The sequence below is a fragment of the Psychrobacillus sp. FSL H8-0510 genome (assembly GCF_038008345.1).
GTDB classification, from domain to species: Bacteria; Bacillota; Bacilli; order Bacillales_A; family Planococcaceae; genus Psychrobacillus; species Psychrobacillus psychrotolerans.
This window is the reverse complement of sequence record NZ_JBBOYZ010000001.1, coordinates 659,373-676,124: the sequence shown is the minus strand read 5'-3', so window position 1 is coordinate 676,124 and position 16,752 is coordinate 659,373. Positions and strand designations below refer to the sequence as shown.

General features: G+C 37.0%; 18 protein-coding genes. 4 read left to right on the top strand and 14 right to left on the bottom strand.

What is annotated here, in order from left to right; all coding sequences use genetic code 11:
- Positions 1 to 15: 15 nt before the first annotated feature.
- The 6 genes from MHI40_RS03375 to MHI40_RS03350 form a co-directional block, all read right to left on the bottom strand.
- A complete protein-coding gene (locus MHI40_RS03375) occupies positions 16 to 1,275 on the bottom strand; it encodes an efflux RND transporter periplasmic adaptor subunit (protein WP_340761494.1) in 1,260 nt (419 codons plus the stop codon).
- The gene (locus MHI40_RS03370; RefSeq protein WP_340761493.1) at positions 1,272 to 1,952 is read right to left on the bottom strand and encodes a hypothetical protein; all 681 of its coding nucleotides are present in this window, start codon (positions 1,950 to 1,952) and stop codon (positions 1,272 to 1,274) included. The genes MHI40_RS03375 and MHI40_RS03370 overlap by 4 nt, the downstream gene beginning before the upstream one ends.
- A 16-nt stretch (positions 1,953 to 1,968) precedes the next feature.
- Positions 1,969 to 3,351 carry a S41 family peptidase gene (locus MHI40_RS03365; protein ID WP_340761492.1) on the bottom strand — a complete coding sequence of 461 codons (1,383 nt, stop codon included), beginning with the start codon at positions 3,349 to 3,351 and terminating at the stop codon, positions 1,969 to 1,971.
- Between the two features lie 50 nt (positions 3,352 to 3,401).
- Complete coding sequence (locus tag MHI40_RS03360; protein WP_340761491.1) at positions 3,402 to 4,214, bottom strand: flagellin N-terminal helical domain-containing protein; 813 nt, start codon at positions 4,212 to 4,214, stop codon at positions 3,402 to 3,404.
- 414 nt (positions 4,215 to 4,628) lie between these two features.
- Complete coding sequence (locus MHI40_RS03355; RefSeq protein ID WP_093538691.1) at positions 4,629 to 5,069, bottom strand: transcriptional regulator; 441 nt, start codon at positions 5,067 to 5,069, stop codon at positions 4,629 to 4,631.
- A 231-nt stretch (positions 5,070 to 5,300) separates the two neighbouring features.
- Positions 5,301 to 5,687 (bottom strand): hypothetical protein, encoded by a 387-nt coding sequence (locus MHI40_RS03350; RefSeq protein ID WP_340761490.1) that lies wholly within the window; start codon positions 5,685 to 5,687, stop codon positions 5,301 to 5,303.
- A 154-nt stretch (positions 5,688 to 5,841) separates the two neighbouring features.
- Between MHI40_RS03350 and MHI40_RS03345 the strand changes: the two genes are divergently transcribed.
- The 3 genes from MHI40_RS03345 to MHI40_RS03335 all read left to right on the top strand — a co-directional run bounded on the left by MHI40_RS03345 (position 5,842) and on the right by MHI40_RS03335 (position 10,670).
- Complete coding sequence (locus tag MHI40_RS03345; RefSeq protein WP_175496346.1) at positions 5,842 to 6,240, top strand: helix-turn-helix domain-containing protein; 399 nt, start codon at positions 5,842 to 5,844, stop codon at positions 6,238 to 6,240.
- Positions 6,241 to 6,381: 141 nt separating this feature from the next.
- Positions 6,382 to 7,962 carry a hypothetical protein gene (locus tag MHI40_RS03340; protein WP_340761488.1) on the top strand — a complete coding sequence of 527 codons (1,581 nt, stop codon included), beginning with the start codon at positions 6,382 to 6,384 and terminating at the stop codon, positions 7,960 to 7,962.
- Positions 7,959 to 10,670 (top strand): DEAD/DEAH box helicase, encoded by a 2,712-nt coding sequence (locus tag MHI40_RS03335; RefSeq protein WP_340761487.1) that lies wholly within the window; start codon positions 7,959 to 7,961, stop codon positions 10,668 to 10,670. Before MHI40_RS03340 ends, MHI40_RS03335 begins: the two co-directional genes overlap by 4 nt.
- Positions 10,671 to 10,762: 92 nt before the next feature.
- Here MHI40_RS03335 and MHI40_RS03330 read toward each other — a convergent pair whose 3' ends face one another.
- A complete protein-coding gene (locus MHI40_RS03330; protein WP_340761486.1) occupies positions 10,763 to 11,158 on the bottom strand; it encodes a single-stranded DNA-binding protein in 396 nt (131 codons plus the stop codon).
- 254 nt (positions 11,159 to 11,412) lie between these two features.
- Here MHI40_RS03330 and MHI40_RS03325 point away from each other — a divergent pair, with 254 nt between their 5' ends.
- Positions 11,413 to 11,838, top strand: coding sequence for a YwpF family protein (locus MHI40_RS03325; RefSeq protein ID WP_093538697.1), 426 nt, complete (start codon positions 11,413 to 11,415; stop codon positions 11,836 to 11,838).
- Positions 11,839 to 11,917: 79 nt separating this feature from the next.
- Here MHI40_RS03325 and MHI40_RS03320 read toward each other — a convergent pair whose 3' ends face one another.
- The 7 genes from MHI40_RS03320 to MHI40_RS03290 all read right to left on the bottom strand — a co-directional run bounded on the left by MHI40_RS03320 (position 11,918) and on the right by MHI40_RS03290 (position 16,695).
- Positions 11,918 to 12,301 carry a hypothetical protein gene (locus tag MHI40_RS03320; RefSeq protein WP_093538698.1) on the bottom strand — a complete coding sequence of 128 codons (384 nt, stop codon included), beginning with the start codon at positions 12,299 to 12,301 and terminating at the stop codon, positions 11,918 to 11,920.
- A gap of 152 nt (positions 12,302 to 12,453) precedes the next feature.
- Positions 12,454 to 12,894, bottom strand: a complete 441-nt coding sequence (fabZ, locus tag MHI40_RS03315) for a 3-hydroxyacyl-ACP dehydratase FabZ (RefSeq protein WP_340764372.1) — start codon at positions 12,892 to 12,894, stop codon at positions 12,454 to 12,456.
- A gap of 28 nt (positions 12,895 to 12,922) precedes the next feature.
- Positions 12,923 to 13,198: a DNA-directed RNA polymerase subunit beta gene (locus MHI40_RS03310; protein ID WP_340761484.1), complete on the bottom strand. Its 276-nt coding sequence runs from the start codon at positions 13,196 to 13,198 to the stop codon at positions 12,923 to 12,925.
- Positions 13,199 to 13,222: 24 nt separating this feature from the next.
- Positions 13,223 to 14,062 (bottom strand): flagellar hook-basal body protein, encoded by an 840-nt coding sequence (locus tag MHI40_RS03305; RefSeq protein WP_340761483.1) that lies wholly within the window; start codon positions 14,060 to 14,062, stop codon positions 13,223 to 13,225.
- Between the two features lie 43 nt (positions 14,063 to 14,105).
- Positions 14,106 to 14,945 (bottom strand): flagellar hook-basal body protein, encoded by an 840-nt coding sequence (locus MHI40_RS03300; RefSeq protein ID WP_093538702.1) that lies wholly within the window; start codon positions 14,943 to 14,945, stop codon positions 14,106 to 14,108.
- 67 nt (positions 14,946 to 15,012) lie between these two features.
- On the bottom strand, positions 15,013 to 16,005 hold the full coding sequence (locus tag MHI40_RS03295; RefSeq protein WP_093538703.1) for a rod shape-determining protein: 993 nt from the start codon (positions 16,003 to 16,005) through the stop codon (positions 15,013 to 15,015).
- A gap of 417 nt (positions 16,006 to 16,422) precedes the next feature.
- The gene (locus MHI40_RS03290; RefSeq protein WP_093538704.1) at positions 16,423 to 16,695 is read right to left on the bottom strand and encodes a sporulation transcriptional regulator SpoIIID; all 273 of its coding nucleotides are present in this window, start codon (positions 16,693 to 16,695) and stop codon (positions 16,423 to 16,425) included.
- Positions 16,696 to 16,752 lie beyond the last annotated feature (57 nt).

Below are 16,752 nucleotides of genomic sequence, written 5' to 3'. Positions count from 1 at the left end.
TGATATCAATGATATTTATTTGTAAGTTAAGTATTTCACGTAGTCTTTCCAGCTGACTGATTTAATGCTATTCCAGGTTGGAAGGTCTACTGGGAATGGTAGAAATACTTCGGCATTGTCTGTTTTTTGGTCATCATTGAGGAAGATGTTCCCATTACTTAGTCCTTCTGAAATAATGGCATGTTGTTTCAAGTCAAACGGTACGGTTACAGGTGTACGAACGATTCTGCCCTCACTTGAAAGTGTGTAAACTTCTGCTGCATTTTCGGAGCGGTTGAGTAACCATTTTGAGTTTACCTGCACAGCATTCTCTGCTTGGTTCGTAGTGATTACTGAATTTAGATTTGCGGCAAATGGCAAGACTTCCAATGGTTCTGCTAACTGAATTTGCACTTCATACAACGGTTCGTCCGTTTTGCTTGCAAATTGTTCGTATGCTGTTAACCATTTAGATGCATTAGCAGGTACTTGTACTTTGCTTAAAATACTTCCTTCTACTACTCCATCTCGGTGAGTTGAGTAGTTTTTCACGCTTTGCCCTTCTTCAATATCATGCCATTCGGATTCTTTTACGTAAGTAATGACTGATTTTTCATTTGCAAATAAGTGAATAAAGTATTTTCCATTGCGTTCTTCAATAGTTGAAACAGTGCCACTTATTGGGCTTAATAAAGAAAGTTCCCCTGAATCCTGTGTAAGCTGAGCATCGACAATTTGAAGTTTACGATCTACTTCTGCTAGTTTTTGTTTCGCTTCAGCTATCCCTTGAGCAAAATTACCATCTTGCGATACGTTAACGTCCACTTGGACATTTACATCGACAATCTCGTCTGCCGTGCCCCCAGTTGCCTGTCCATTACTCGATGAACTCGGATCGGCTCCATAACGATCGGATTCCAGGTCGCTTATGATTTCATTAAGCTCTGATTGCTCTTGCATATAGGCCTGCTGCTCTGTTTCCCATAGCAAGCGTTGGTCTTCAGCAGAATTTGTTTTGAGTGTAGCAAGATCACTACCTTCCTCTACTGAATCTCCTTCTGCTACAATGACATCATTCACAGCTTCTACATCAATCGCAACGGACATCTCATTAGCAGGAATTACAATGGATTCTTTTTCGATTTCCGTAGCATATGTATTTTCATTTGCCCGTTCATATTCACTCACATAAAATGTTCTACTGATTTGACTTTTATCTGAATAGATGAGAACCGCATTAGCTCCTATGAAAGTAGCGACGACTATGGAAATCCCTATAGTTAACCATTTATTCATTTGGTTTGCCCCCCTTCGACCCATGACTCAATTGGGAGTATTTCAAAGCCAGCTGTAATAAGAGCTAAAACTATTTGAATTGCTACTAACAAGAAGAATAATTTACGTGCAGATAGCGTAGTAAAAGCTCGTAAAAAATGATATTGAATAGCAATTATTAATGCAGTAATCAAGGATAATTCATTGAAGAAATGATTGAAATAGGTATGTTCTAGAAACGTAGCTGCTAGTGGTCCAAATGAAAGGACTGAGTAATCGGTTGTGTAGCCAACTACAGCATATAAGAAATAGTTAAGTGCTTTTTCCATTAAAAGAATTGCAACAACGAATAGTTGTAGAATTGCTACTTTGGATAATTCTACTTTCGTAAACTTATGTAAAATATACGAGATTAAAAAGAAATGAAGGGCCATGTATAATAAGGACCAAATAATAGTTCCTATTAAAGATATGATTCTAGCAATCGTAAATGTATCTTCATAGCCGTTGACAAATAGAGCTGTTAGTTCTTCTGTGTGTAGTCCCCAAATATCTCTTAGTGCAAATAATAGGACTCCAAAGATTGCGACGAACCATACACGACTTTGAAAGTCTCTCATCGTGGCTTCTTCCTTTAACGAGACAATGAGATCATTTCTGTTAAACAGGTATTTCCAAAAACGAAATTCAAAAAACATTCCAGTGTTCCCCCTCTTATGGTTGAACAGTTACTTCCACATAAGCACCATTTCTCATCATAATTCCTGCATTTGTTTGAAATGTCGGATGAATGAGAAGTAGATAGGCTGCTCCTTTTTCTAGTGGTGCTGTTGGTGTGACAACGAACTGTTTTGATGATTTTGCTTTAATAGTAACCGGGACCGTGTTGGTAGATCCTAATTTCACTAGTTCCACTTTTTGCTTTGTATTTTCTACTACAGTGCCGGAAAAAGTAATAGTGAATTGTTTCGTTGTCGGTACATTAAGTAATGCGGACATCTTTTTATAGTTTTTATAGTTTTTATATGATTCTACTAATGCGTCTTGATGCGCTTGTAATAATTCGTATCCAACTTCTGTTTCATAGTTGGGCTTCACACCCTTTTTGTGAATAAGCGTTCCCTTAGGGCCAGTAAAGTTTGCTACTGTCAATTTTATAATTGATTCATCTGAAAGACTAAAGAATGATTGCATGGAACCTTTTCCATATGTAGTTTGACCATAGAGAGTTGCCGATTTTTGATCTAGTAATGCGGCTGCAGTCATTTCTGAAGCACTTGCACTATACCCATTCACTAGCACTTTCGTATTGGCAGGAAACAATGAGGGTTGCTTCGTCGATTTAGTTAATGTAGTCTCTTTTGTGGTAATAATTTTAAACGCATCAGGACTGTTTGGAAATAGACCAATAAGTTCTTCTGCTGTATGTACATATCCTCCGCCATTATTACGCAAGTCCAGTATAAATGAAGTTGCACCCTTCTTTTCTAGATCAACTTTTGCTTTTTGTACAAGAACTGCTCCATCATCAGAAAATGAATTCATACTTATATATCCAACACTACCAGCTAAGAGTTCTTTTGTTACTACAGGAATCGTAAACTTCTTTCGGATTATGTTAAATACTTGTTTGGAATTGTTACTGGTCAATATCTGTAATTGGACGGCGGTTCCTTCTTTACCTGTAATCATCGAAGATGCTTGTTGTATTGACATACCATTAGTTGCGATACCATCAACGGAAAGAATAATATCACCGGGTGATATACCAGCTTGAGCAGCTGCTCCTCCTTCAAACGTGCCGACAATTTGAATTCCCTTCGGATGTTCTTCAATTGTCACCCCAATGCCAGTGGTCGTATTATTGATGGAATTCGTGTATGCCTCAAATTCTTCCCTCGTAAAATAAGTAGAGTAGGGATCTAACTGTTTCATTATCTCATCAATAGAATCTATGTCTACTATATTAGAAGGTAATTCACCTTTGTAGTGCTCACTAACTAAGTTTTTCACTTCATCCAGCGGTGCTGCCAATGAAGAAAACGGTGTTGAGATTAGACCGATAAAGATTACTGCAAGGACAGTAAACCTCTTCATCCCATTTCCCCCTTTTTGTTTTCTATAAACCTATCTTAACTGAAATATTGTTACTTTAGTAGCTGTAGTACACTTTGTGCTTGCTGCATATGCAAGCTTAGGACATATTGGTTGGCTTGCATTAATATACTTGCTTTAGTGAGCGCCATCATTTCCTTTGCAATATCTACATCTCTAATTCTAGATTCTGCCGCAGTCAGGTTTTCTTCCATATTAAGTGCATTATTATATGCATGCTCCATACGATTTGTATATGCCCCCATTTTGGACCGTTCACTTGATACCTTTTGAATAGCTTTATCGAGCTCTTCAATTGCTTTATCTGCACCTTCTCTAGTAGAAATAGATAGATTCTGTATTCCAATATTAGTAGCACCCATATTGCCAAATGACAATTCAATAAATTGTCCTGCATTAGCACCTACTTGGATTTTAATAGAATTTTGGGAGCCATCTAATAAAGGTTTTGTATTAAATTCCGTATCTTTAGAAATTCTAGTGACTTCTTTTTTTAGTTCTTCAAACTCTATCGCCATTTGATCTCGATCTGAATTGGTCAGCGTATCATTAGCTGATTGAACACTAAGTTCTCTCATCCTTTGCAAAATAGAATGAGTTTCATTCAGCGCACCTTCTGCAGTTTGGACAAGGGAAATTCCATCTTGGATATTCCTCGAAGCCTGTCCAAGCCCCCGAATTTGGGCACGCATTTTTTCAGATATAGCTAGACCAGCTGGATCATCCCCCGCTCGATTGATACGATATCCAGAAGAAATACGTTCCATGGACTTATTTATCATTGCATATTGAGAATTCATATTCCTTAAAATAGATAGTCCAGTAGAATTCCATTTCCCAAGCATCCTATCAACTCCCTTTATCGTTATATCGTCATATTTATATTATACTTCACCTTTCTACACTATGCTTTTCTTACTGTATGTGAATACGAAGATTTAATTCGTTAAAAAGTGACTAACTCCTTCCTTTATTGGACAGGATAAGTGAAACTTTTGAACTTATTTTACGACAAATTAAATAATCGAGTTATTTCCCGGGAAATTGACAGGAAAGGAGCTTATATAAATGAAAATCGACAAGTTTGGATTTAATTGGGGGGATATTTTGTTTGGAGTACTCGGATTCAGTGGTTTTGTGTTGTTCCTCCACTTTTTTACCTCTTACTAAATTAGATAGCACATAAAAACACCTACCGAAATATCTCTACTCGTTAGGTGTTTTCTATTTAATAAAGTTATACAATGTAACAGCCTCCGTTAATTTTCATTATACTGTTGTAGTTTGTTAAATAACTCCTCATCTCTCATCGTCAATGCAAAGTCAAACATGCGCTCTAAATTTTGTTCTTCTAGTAGTTTGATGACTTCTTCTGTTCCTTCAATTGATCCTTCTTGTGTATCAATTTGATTTGCTTCTTCTAAAATGGTTTGTAGATGTGTATGAATATCCGACACAAGCAATAATTGATAAAGTGGAAGTCGAATAAATCTATTCCCTTTTTGAAAAACAAATACTTCCGATAAATTTTCTACCTGTAATGTCTGCGCATTTAAAATAATCTCCTTGCCCTCTACCGGTATAAAATGAAAAAGCTCATCATCTTTCCTTATGGAAAAGTATTGATAGGCAAACACCATCTTTATACTATTGCCTTCATACTTTGTATAAAATGGTTTCATTAACTGTACAAGTATCATATGCTCCTCTCCTTTCGTTAATAGAATTTTCTGATTACTATTAGTTTATCACATTTCCTTTTTTTCGTGTAGTTAATGGCTTAAAATATTTGTCTGTTGAAAATAGGTTACTTTCGCTGATACATTGGCTACTTTCCCTCGAGTATAATATACTCCCAAAACCGGACAATCCTCCAATTACGTATATGCCAAAAAGCGAATGTGGTATCCATTCGCTTTTTATGTTTGTCTTTATTTTCCCGTAGTTTTTGGTTTATTTCTTCCTTTTGCTATCGTAAAAAAACCAAACAATTTTGGATTATATTCAACAATAAACGTGTTAAAGACCTTTTCTATAACTTTTGTTTGGTTAAGTTCTCCTTCATGTTCTATGTAAAAAGATAATAAGTCGGCTTCATAATCTAATTTTAAATCATAAACCATGAAATCCTCTGCAACTATTTGTTCAATCTGAGTCATCTCGCTTTCACTATATCCACTAAAATACTCTATATACTTTTTCTTCACGCCAATAACTTTTACTTTTCCTTCATTTCTTCTTGCATGATTTCGCAGTAATGTTAAAAAAGACGGTATGTATAATTGTATTTTTTCGACTGCTATCTTCCCCTTTCGCACGGAACTTATCCCTATATTTTCTATTTATGTTACTCGTTGTATATTCCTTATACTATAGATACTCATTCCTTTCATGGTTATCTCCAATTTGGCGATTTTTATTCATCTTCTCTTTAATTTCGCTATTCTTGCATTGTATATGGGAGGGATGAATTTGGCATTTTGGGAGCATTTGCGGGCTTATCGTGAAAAACTAGATATTACACAAACGGAAGCTGCTAAAGTATTAGGAATTGACCATTCCGCATTATCAAAATATGAAAAAGGCAGTCTTGGTATATCAATAGAGTTACTGACTAAAATAAAAGAAAAATATAAAATTCCAGACGAGCAATTTTTATATATGCTTCAAGATAAGCGCTACAAAAGCGAAAACCCTATTTTAGAAGCGAGAGAAAGTAAAGCTAGATACATAGAAACTTTTCAAGATGAGTATGTAGATAAAGTTATTCACATAAAAGAGTATCGTGATCTTACTATGGATATCGTCAATTTTGCGGACAATGACAAAGATCGAAGAAACTACATTTTAAATCGTTGGAAAAAAGATTAGAGCTTTTACTTATATCACTATAAGTAAAGGCTTTTTTGTTTTTACTAAGCCATTTATTCGAATTATTTTAGGTTCGGCTTTTAATAAGTAGGTTTTAAACGTATAATGGAAGGAAAGCCTTTTTTCTTAGGAGAGATCCGTTTGAACCTTACTACTTATCAAAAACTTGCATCCCATTATAATAAGCAAATCCATAAGTCTATGGATACGATTGCGAACAAGTTACATCCTTCTATGTTAGAGGATGAAGAGCTTGTTCGTCGTGCCGCTTTTTTTGTTCGTAATGGTGCGGTTTCTATATCGAATTATTTACCTCAAGAGCATCGAGTCGATTTTACGGTACGCGATGTAACGAATATTGAGGTGAACTATCATATTACAAAAGATAGTTTTCACTGTCCTTGTCCTATACACAAGCCGTGTAGACATATTGTGGCAGCGGTTTTCTACCTTTATCAACAAAATGATTCTTTGTCTACATGGATTTCTGATTGGCGTTCTAAAGCTGATCAAGTCCAATTGACTTTGCTAAAAGATGAACGTAGTCCTAGAAGTTGGGATATTATAGTCGAAAACTTTTTCCGTAAATTTATTTCGAATTACCCACCAACTAGTTTTTATTTACTTGAGTTTGCTATTCATGATTTAAAATCGCAAATTCGAAAGTCACGCCCATTTGAACGTGAGTGGCAGCCTATTTTCGACGTATATGTAGAGCTTTCTATCCTCATAAAATCTTGGCCTTATATTGAACCTCTTGCACAGTCAAATATGCAAAATCGAGTTCTTCACTTTTTAAATGAGTATCTAGAAGAGCTTAATGATCATTTAAACCAATTATCTTCGAAGCCGCGAATGTTTGCAGCAGATCCTTTTTATGAAGAAATAATGGTGAGAGTTCAGCATTTTTACTTTGATATGGAAAACCTTGTACATTACCGAAAGCAAGTGTATCTATCCTTTTGGGAGGCACTCGTAACAGACAAAAATAAACGTCTGAAAGAAGTAAAATATTTAGAAGCCTTAGAAACTATAGAAGATGGTGTTCCTTTAAATATGGTACTTCCATACTTTTACTTAACTTTATCCATGACTGATGAACTATTATTAGCTGCGGAGAAAATGGAAGGAAACCAGTTACTTGAGTGGGTGGAAGTATGTGAAAAAGCACTTCAAACGGGTAAAAAAGAGTTAGGTACAAACTTGGCACGACAGCTACTGCCTCACGTCTCTTATTATTTAAACGAAGTTATACAAAATCCATCCCGAGTTATACTCATCCGTCGATTAGAACTTTTATTTGATACGGTTCAGTTGCATCCTGCAGAGTTAGAAAAATTATATCAATCATTTGGACTGTATGGTTTGCAGTCTTATTCGAATTTACTCATTAAGGAAAAGCGTTACTATGATTGGATGGCACTTCATCAATCGGCTAATTCTTCATTGGAGTATGCAGAAGCCTGTGGTCTTTCTATTATTAAGGAAGAAGCTCCAGATGTATTACTTCCACTTTACCATGATTATGCAATGCGTTTCATCCAGGAGAAAAACCGTTATAGCTACAAACAAGCTGTCCGAATTTGGAAAAAGATGAAACAAGTTGCTAAAAAATCGAATAACATTGACTATTGGAATGATTACGTAGAAAATGTTCGCGAGAAGTATCGTCGTCTTCGTGCTTTGCAACAAGAAATAGAGAAAGGAAACCTGCCACTATGACTCAGCCTTTATCTATTACAAAAGAATTCCCTTTAAATGTTCATCCTTTAGAAAACGGACACTTTCGCTTAGCCTCGATCACTGTACCTGCTGAAAAATGGGTACCGTCCTTATATTTGAATCACCGAGAAAGTTTTTTCGGTCTAAACGCTCAAATAGAAGATAATGCACTAATTGCATCACCAGTTGAATTAGTCGAGCTTTTTTCTAGAAAAATGCATCCGTTCACAGTGTTTGATGGTGTCAATGATGATTCAAATAATTGGCTAGATATCTTTAAAGAAACTGCAAAAGTTTGGGCAACTCCTGACTTATGGAATTTCATAAATATAGAAGAAAACGAACTTAATGTTACTGCTCCAATTACTGACAAAGGGCAAACACTCCTTGTGAACGCTGTGAAACAAAAACTGTTCCAAGCTGGTTTATCCATGGAGGATGTAGAAGCACTCATACCATTTTTCCAACGTGGAGGATGGCCGATAAAGTCTCAGACTACACATCCAAGCTTACTTGTCGCACTGAGATTGTCAGAACCAGAGGCAATGGAGGATACATGGCTTCTAGAAACAGTAGTCCGTGGGAAGAAAAGCAGTGTTTACTGGACACCTGCATATCGGAAAAAATCATTAGCTATTAGCGAAGCACTTCCAGATAAATGGAGTGAATTTAGTGATTATATAGAGGAAACACAGTCGAAGATATTTTCTCTTATCTCTTCGATTGATCGAATTAATACAGAAACATTCTATTCTTCTACATTAACAGATGAAGAAGTGCGGATGTTTCTTCGCGATGACTTAGTAAAACTGCAAGCATTAGGATTCGAGGTAGTTCTCCCAGCTTGGCTTAAAGCGGTTAAGGATACAAAAATGCGTGTAAAAACAGTTGCTAAGACAGCCAATTCTTATAAAACCACTGCTGGTTTAAATGAGATACTGCAATTTAACTGGAGTTTTTCTTTGAACGGACAAGAGATTTCAGCTGATGAGTTCCAACAAATGGTCACTGAAAATCGCTCGTTTATACAAGCTGGCAATGAATGGTTCCGTATTGATTCCGCATGGATGCATGAAGTTCGAGAGCTTATAAGAAAATCAGAGGATGAGAATTGGACAGTAAAAGAGTTGCTGTTCCGTGAAATTCCTGAAGAACTTGCTCTTGCACTTGATGACGATGAGGAAACGGATGTGGACCCGTTGTTTGCATTTGAAATGCAAAAGTCCTTGCAAACGATAATGACACAGCTATCAGAGAAAAAAGGATTTCCTGCAGTGGAAATCTCTCCTAACTTATTGACTACTTTACGCCCTTATCAACAGCAAGGGTTAGAGTGGCTTGTCTTCATGCGAAATGAAAAATTCGGAGCCTGCCTTGCCGATGATATGGGTCTTGGAAAAACAGTGCAGTTGATAGCTTACCTTCTGCATGTCCATGAGAATACAGAACAGCCTACCCCTTCACTTATTATTTGTCCAACTTCTGTGTTAGGAAACTGGCAAAAAGAAATTGCGAAGTTTGCACCTTCACTTAAAGTGCAGACACATTATGGTTCTTCTCGAACAAAAGAAATCGACTTAACATGTGATGTTGTTCTTACTACATTTGGAACTGCCATGCAGGATATTGAATCCCTTACAGAAATCACATGGACCAGTGTTACTTTAGATGAAGCACAGAACATTAAAAATATGCATACAAAACAATCTCGTGCTATCCGCAAGTTAACAGGTGGTCATCATATCGCTTTAACTGGGACACCCGTGGAAAATAGATTATCCGAACTATGGTCGATCTTTGACTTTATCCATAAAGGTTATTTGGGCTCGTTCCGTAAGTTCCAAGAAAATTATATAGCACTTATTGAACGGGATAATTCCGACGCTACGAAACATAAATTGCGTCTTAAAATTCAGCCTTTCTTACTAAGAAGAACGAAACAAGATCCTGAGCTTCTGCTTAACTTACCTGAAAAGTTGGAGCAACGAGAGTACTGTGCGCTCACTACCGAGCAAGCTGCTTTGTATGAATCGCTTATACAAGAGACTGTCAGCAAGCTTGACACATTGACTGGATTTGAGAAAAAAGGTCTCATTCTGAAAATGTTAAGTAAGTTGAAACAGCTTTGTAATCATCCTGCCCTTTACTTAAAAGAGCCATTTGATGATGCGGAGGATATGCTTGAGCGTTCCGAAAAATTAGCTCAAATTGTGACACTTGCTGGTGAGATTGCAGCACGTGGAGAGCAATGTCTAATCTTTACTCAGTATATTGGGATGGGTCATTTGCTTCAGCATTGTTTAACGGAGTTATATGAAATTGATGCTCCATTTTTGACTGGTAGTATGCCTAAAAATCAGCGTGATCATTTGGTAGAAGCATTCCAGGCTAAAGAGTTCCCAGTATTCCTATTATCCTTGAAGGCTGGTGGAACTGGCTTAAATCTGACTGCTGCTAGCCATGTACTCCATGCCGATCGTTGGTGGAATCCTGCAGTAGAAAATCAAGCGACAGATCGTGCTTATCGTATTGGACAGACAAACTTTGTACATGTCCATAAGTTCATCACGATTGGTACAATTGAAGAGAAAATTGATAAATTACTCGTCGAGAAACAAGCTTTATCAGAGGAGTTAATCCATTCTAGTCAGTGGATCACTGAAATGTCGGATAATGATATTAAAGAATTACTAACATTGTCAATTTAATCGTTTTTATTAAAACCCCTGACCAATAAAATTTTGGTCAGGGGTTTTCCTCTTTTGATAATCATTGACTAAGATTGCGGTCTTATCAATCATTAAACTGGTAGTTGGTTTGGTGTTACTGGAAATTCAAAATCACTCTCACTATTCGTCTTTATTGATTGTCCTGGTTGTTCCTCGTCTCGTTTCTTTGTTGCTAAAAGTCGGATGTCCTCCACAACTATTTCTGTAACGAATACCCTTGCTCCAGCTTCCTTCTCATACGACCTTGTATTGAGTCTGCCTGTTATCCCCACCAGCGACCCTTTGCCACAATACTTAACTGTTGTTTCCGCGAGCTTCCCCCAAATTGTACATAATACAAAGTCCGCTTCATCATTTTTATAGCTTTTATTTACGGCGACGATGAAATTCGTTTGCATTCTCCCCTCAGATAAATGCTTTAATTGTGGAGATTTCGTCATACGTCCGATTATTGAAACAGTGTTCAATCTGTCACCTCCTTTACTGTTAGCACTATCATACTGTCAGTGTAAATTGTTGGCAAAAGCTAACAATTCATTTTCCAACCCGTTTTCAGGCTAAAAATAGCATTCTTAAAAATTCTTTTTTTATAACTCCACCTATAGATGGTTTTGAACTTTTCAATAATGCTATTTTGGTAGTTTGTACAATTATTTTTTTCCACTGAATTACCTATGTTATAATGAGAACTAATTAATGCTTTTCCAAAGGGGATTTGTGCATGAAAACATTCAAAATGATTTCAGTGAGTATTATTTCAGATCATGAAGAAGTTCCAATAGCCATTGAAGATGGTATCGTTATTAACCAAGAAAACTCTAGCCGTTCATGGATTTTAGAATTATTTACGGACCAAAATTACGAAGCATATTTCAATGAATTAAAAATGTCTAACAAGGTATATGTTGTGAAAGTGATAATTTCCTATCCAGAAAATGAGCCTGCTCATTTTGAAGTGGTAACCTATTCTGTGAAACAAATCGGCGATCATCTATCTGTGTTGCTTAGAGGTACGCTAAAACGCGTCAGAAGAAAGTATGCTGAGTCATTGCTAGCAGAACTAATCGAAGACGGCTTAACGGGTGAAGATTTACTTTCTAAGTTTGAAAGCGATATGAAAACACGACCTGCCTTAAAGGATGATTAATAATAACGGAATCTTTTCACATAAAAAAGATGCTGACCCTAATTTTTAGGAGTCAGCATCTTTTTTGATCATTCAATTACTATTTATTAGCATCTTTATCATCAATTAACTCGTCATCATCGTGGTCAGTGCTTGGTTCTTTAATCCATTTGCCATCGTTTGGTACATTTCCGTTATCCGTTCCAGTGCCATCAACATTATCATTAATACCTGGTTCGCCGTTCATTGTCCCATTGTCCATTGTTCCATTATTAGTTCCACCATTGATGTTGCCATCGTTTACAGTTCCATTCCCACCGTTATCCATTCCGTTGTTTGTGTTCGGCGATGGAGTATTAATATCGTCTCGAACATCCTCCATTGGAGTTTCGTTGTTGTCAGGAATTACATCATCATCATTGTTGTTACACCCAACTAATAGAAAAGAACATAACGCTACAGTAGGAATGACTTTTTTCCACATAAAAAAATTCCTCCTTTCTTAGATATCATCATCACTAATTTGTGACTTACGATAGGTTATCCAAGAAAAAAGGAACTATCCAATGGCATTTATGCCTGTTTTTGCAAGAAAGCATTCACAGTATAGATTAACGTAAATGTGAAATACTATTACTAGTTATTTTCTACAATTGGTCCTAGTGCAAAAAGTATGTCTGTTTCACAAACTAATTCTCCATCTACTGTTGCGATCCCGTGACCTTTTCCCATTGGCCCACGAAGTTTTGTTAATTCAACTTCTAATTTCAGCTGGTCGCCAGGTTTCACTTGGCGCTTAAATCGACAATTATCAATTCCAGTAAAGAACGCAAGTCTTCCTTTATTTTCTGGGATTTGAAGAACTGCGACAGCTCCTACTTGAGCAAGAGCTTCTACGATTAGGACTCCAGGCATTACTGGATATCCTGGGAAATGACCATTGAAGAATTCTTCGTTAATCGTTACATTTTTTAGCCCTACCGCACGTTTACCTTCTTCTAATTCTAGAATTTTATCTATCATAAGAAATGGATAGCGATGCGGTAAAATTGCTTGAACTTGCTCTGTTGTTAACATAGAATCATCCTCCAATAAATCATCATTATTATTTGCCATCTTTAATATCAATCATATGCTGATAGGTTTCCCATTTTAATGCATTTTTCGGTTCACCTTCGCCTAGTAGACCATATCCTACCATTAACCCTGCCATACCTGCTCCAACTAAGAGTAGAATTACAAATAGTATACGCAACCATATGGGGAACATGCGGATTTGTACCCATTTGGTTGTCCCCGTCTTTTCAGCTTGCTTTATTGTTTCTTGCCCTTTTTCTAATCTACGCTGTTGTCTAGCAGAAATTTTACTTTCTTCTGTCATAAACACAACTCCTTACACGAATAATTATCTAATGCCATTAATAAGTCCCATCATCTGATCCGCTATTGTAATAGAACGAGCATTGAACTGATAAGAACGTTGTGCTGTCATTAGGTCTGTCATCTCTTTAGATGTATCCACATTAGACAACTCTAACATCCCATTTGCGATAGCTATTTCTTCACGATTTGCACCTTGTAAATCTGTCATAATATCCTCTGCGTTTAACCCTAATTCTTCAAGGTTATTTGGCAATGCAATATATGTTCCAGATAATTGCTCCATCGCATTTGGTTTTTGTAGTACAGAAACCGCTAATTCACGTTGCTGTGTAGTTCCGTCTGGATATGTTGCTGTTAGAATTCCTGTTTCATTTATACTAAAATCCGTAACACCATCCGGAATGGTTATTGCTTGTCCCCCAGCATTAGCGACTGGGTAACCATCACCATTCACTAGCATAAGCTGTCCATTATCCATTGGCGAAACATAAAAGGCACCTTGACGCGTATAAGCTGTCTGTTGTCCGTTTTCTCCATCCGGCATAAGCACATTAAAGTATTGCTTTGGCTCTTGAAAAGCAAAATCTAAATTACGGTCTGTAGATTGGAGACTACCTTGCTTCCAGTTCATTTGCGTCTGCGCAAGTGCTGCACCAACACCGTAGCGAATTCCTGTAGGTGAATCTCGTTCGACTTTATCTAATTTATCATTATTGTATTGTTGATATAATAGTTCTTGGAATTTAGCATCTTTTGCTTTGTAGCCATGCGTACCGGTATTGGAAAGGTTATTCCCAATGATATCTATCTGGCTTTGCAGTTGCGACATTGTGTTCGTCGCTGTAATTAACGTGCGTAGCATTTAAGCCTACCTCTTTTCATTGTTAAAGATTGTAATAGCTTTATTAATTCACACGGCCTACTTCATTAACAGCTTTGTCCATACTTCTATCGTAGGCTTGAAGTACTTTTTGGTTTGCTTCAAATGCACGATACGCAGTTAACATATCAGTCATTGTTCTAGCAGTGTCCACATTTGAACCTTCAATATAACCTTGTTGCATCGTAAAAGTAACATTATCTATGTCGTAAGCAGATGGGAGATCAGTACCATCAACTGATCGGTATAGTCCATTATCTTGCTTTACAAGTGTATTTGGTTGACTAGAAAAAGATACACCAATTCTGGCTACTGCCACATTATCGACTAAAATCTGACCACTTGAATCTACCTGGAAATCATCATTTTGCAGTTGAATCCGTTGACCTTCTGAATCCAATACATGTAGGCCTTGCGGATTCGTTAAGTATCCTGAACCATCTAGAGTGAAATTCGCATTTCGCGTGTATGCCTCTCCTTCAGTAGGATGCTGCAAACGATAAAATACGGCTCCTGTTTGTCCTGTTTCTTCATCCACTGGCAGGGAACCATCGATTAGTGCTATATCTGTATTTAAGTCTGTTTGCAGAAGTTGGCCTTGAGACATCAATGCCATTGTTTCTTGCATATACACACCTGTACTTAAAGCCCCAACCTGAGAATCATATTTACCACTAATAGGATCCTTTGTTGGAATTTGAGTCGGTCCAAGTCTAGACATCAACATTTCCGGAAATGAGCGTATCGTCGATTGGTCTGCTTTGAACCCTGGTGTATTGGCATTTGCCATATTATTTGTTAATAATTCTGTTCGACGCTGTTGTGCAATCATTCCTGATGCAACTGTAGTAAATCCACGGAACATAAAAAAGCCTCCTCTATCTAATGCAATAAGCATACGGGCATTTTTTCGCTCCGCAGATACTGTGCATTTATCTTCTTGATATTTTGTCAATATTATCTAACATAATCCCAGTTCCTATTGCGACACAATCCATTGGATTTTCAGCTATGAATACCGGTACTTTTAACTCTTCCATCAACAAATGGTCCATTCCGTGTAAAAGAGCTCCGCCTCCTGTAATGATTACTCCACGATCAATAATATCCGCGGATAGCTCAGGTGGTGTTTTTTCTAATACATTTTTAGCTGCTTGAACAATACCCGACACCGATTCTCGTAATGCTTTTTCTATTTCTTCCGAGCCAATAGTTATTGTTCTAGGAAGGCCAGTGACCATATCCCGCCCACGAATATCCATTTCTTCATGGCGACTGTCAGGGAAAACAGTACCTATTTCAATTTTAATATTTTCTGCAGTACGTTCCCCTATTAGAAGCTTGTACTCTTTTTTAATATATTGGAGAATGTCATTATCAAAAACATCTCCCGCAATTTTAATCGATTCACTTGTAACGATATCTCCCATGGAAAGTACTGCAACATCTGTTGTACCTCCACCGATATCAACAACCATATTACCACTCGGTTGGAAAATATCCATTCCCGCTCCAATTGCGGCTACTTTTGGCTCTTCTTCTAAATAGATTTTCTTGCCACCAGACTTCTCAGCTGCTTCACGTATTGCCTTTTGTTCTACACTAGTAATGTTTGTTGGGCAACAGATTAAAATACGAGGTTTAGATAAGAATCCTTTTACATTTAATTTATTGATAAAATGCTTAAGCATTGCTTCTGTCACGTCAAAATCAGCAATTACACCATCTTGTAGTGGTCGAATTGCTATAATATTCCCAGGAGTTCTTCCGACCATTTGTCTTGCTTCTTCACCAACAGCAAGTACTTTTTTTGTGTTTCTATCTATAGCAACGACTGAGGGTTCGTTTAAAACAATCCCTTTTCCTTTTACATGTATTAAAACATTTGCTGTACCTAAATCTATTCCTATATCCTTTGCAAACATTACTGATGTTTCTCCTTCCTTGCTAAAACCATTATGTATATTAGTCGATCTGTTTCTAACTTTAAATTTTATCATAGTTCTATTAGAAATACACGTTATTTAACAATAAAATCTGTGAAAAAATGGCATGAAACTAGTGTCTAAATAACTATTATGATGTGCAACTATAGATTTATTTCCAGATGAGGTACTTTTATAAGAACTTGGACAGAATTGAGTTAAAGAATCGACTTTAAGGAGAGGAGTGGACGAGCACTGAGGCTGCAGCAGAATGATTGAAACAGATGAAATCTCACATTGCTCCACCTGCGGATAGCACGCAACTAGAACGGAATCCAACTTTTTTATTTTGTTATTTAGCAAGCTTTAATTAATTGAATCTATTAAGAAATAATAAGAAAAAGCCGTGATCAGTTACTAATCACGACATCTTCTATCTTCTTTTCTAGTTTTCCACTTTCTTTTCGTCGCTTCTCCACCTCGTAAATGCCTGACAGATTTATGATACGCTAAAATTTCTTTTACTTCTTTTGCCAATTGCGGATCTACTAAGTGGAGTCTTTCCGTCAAATCCTTGTGCACAGTGCTTTTGGAATGACCGGTTGTGCTTGCGATTGCACGGACAGTTTTTTTAGTCTCAATGACCATCTCACCTAAACGTATGCATCTATGACGAATCGTTTCGTGCACTAACTCTTCCTTTCGTTAGTAAAGGAACACTTTCCATCAATTTATGCATACGCTTTA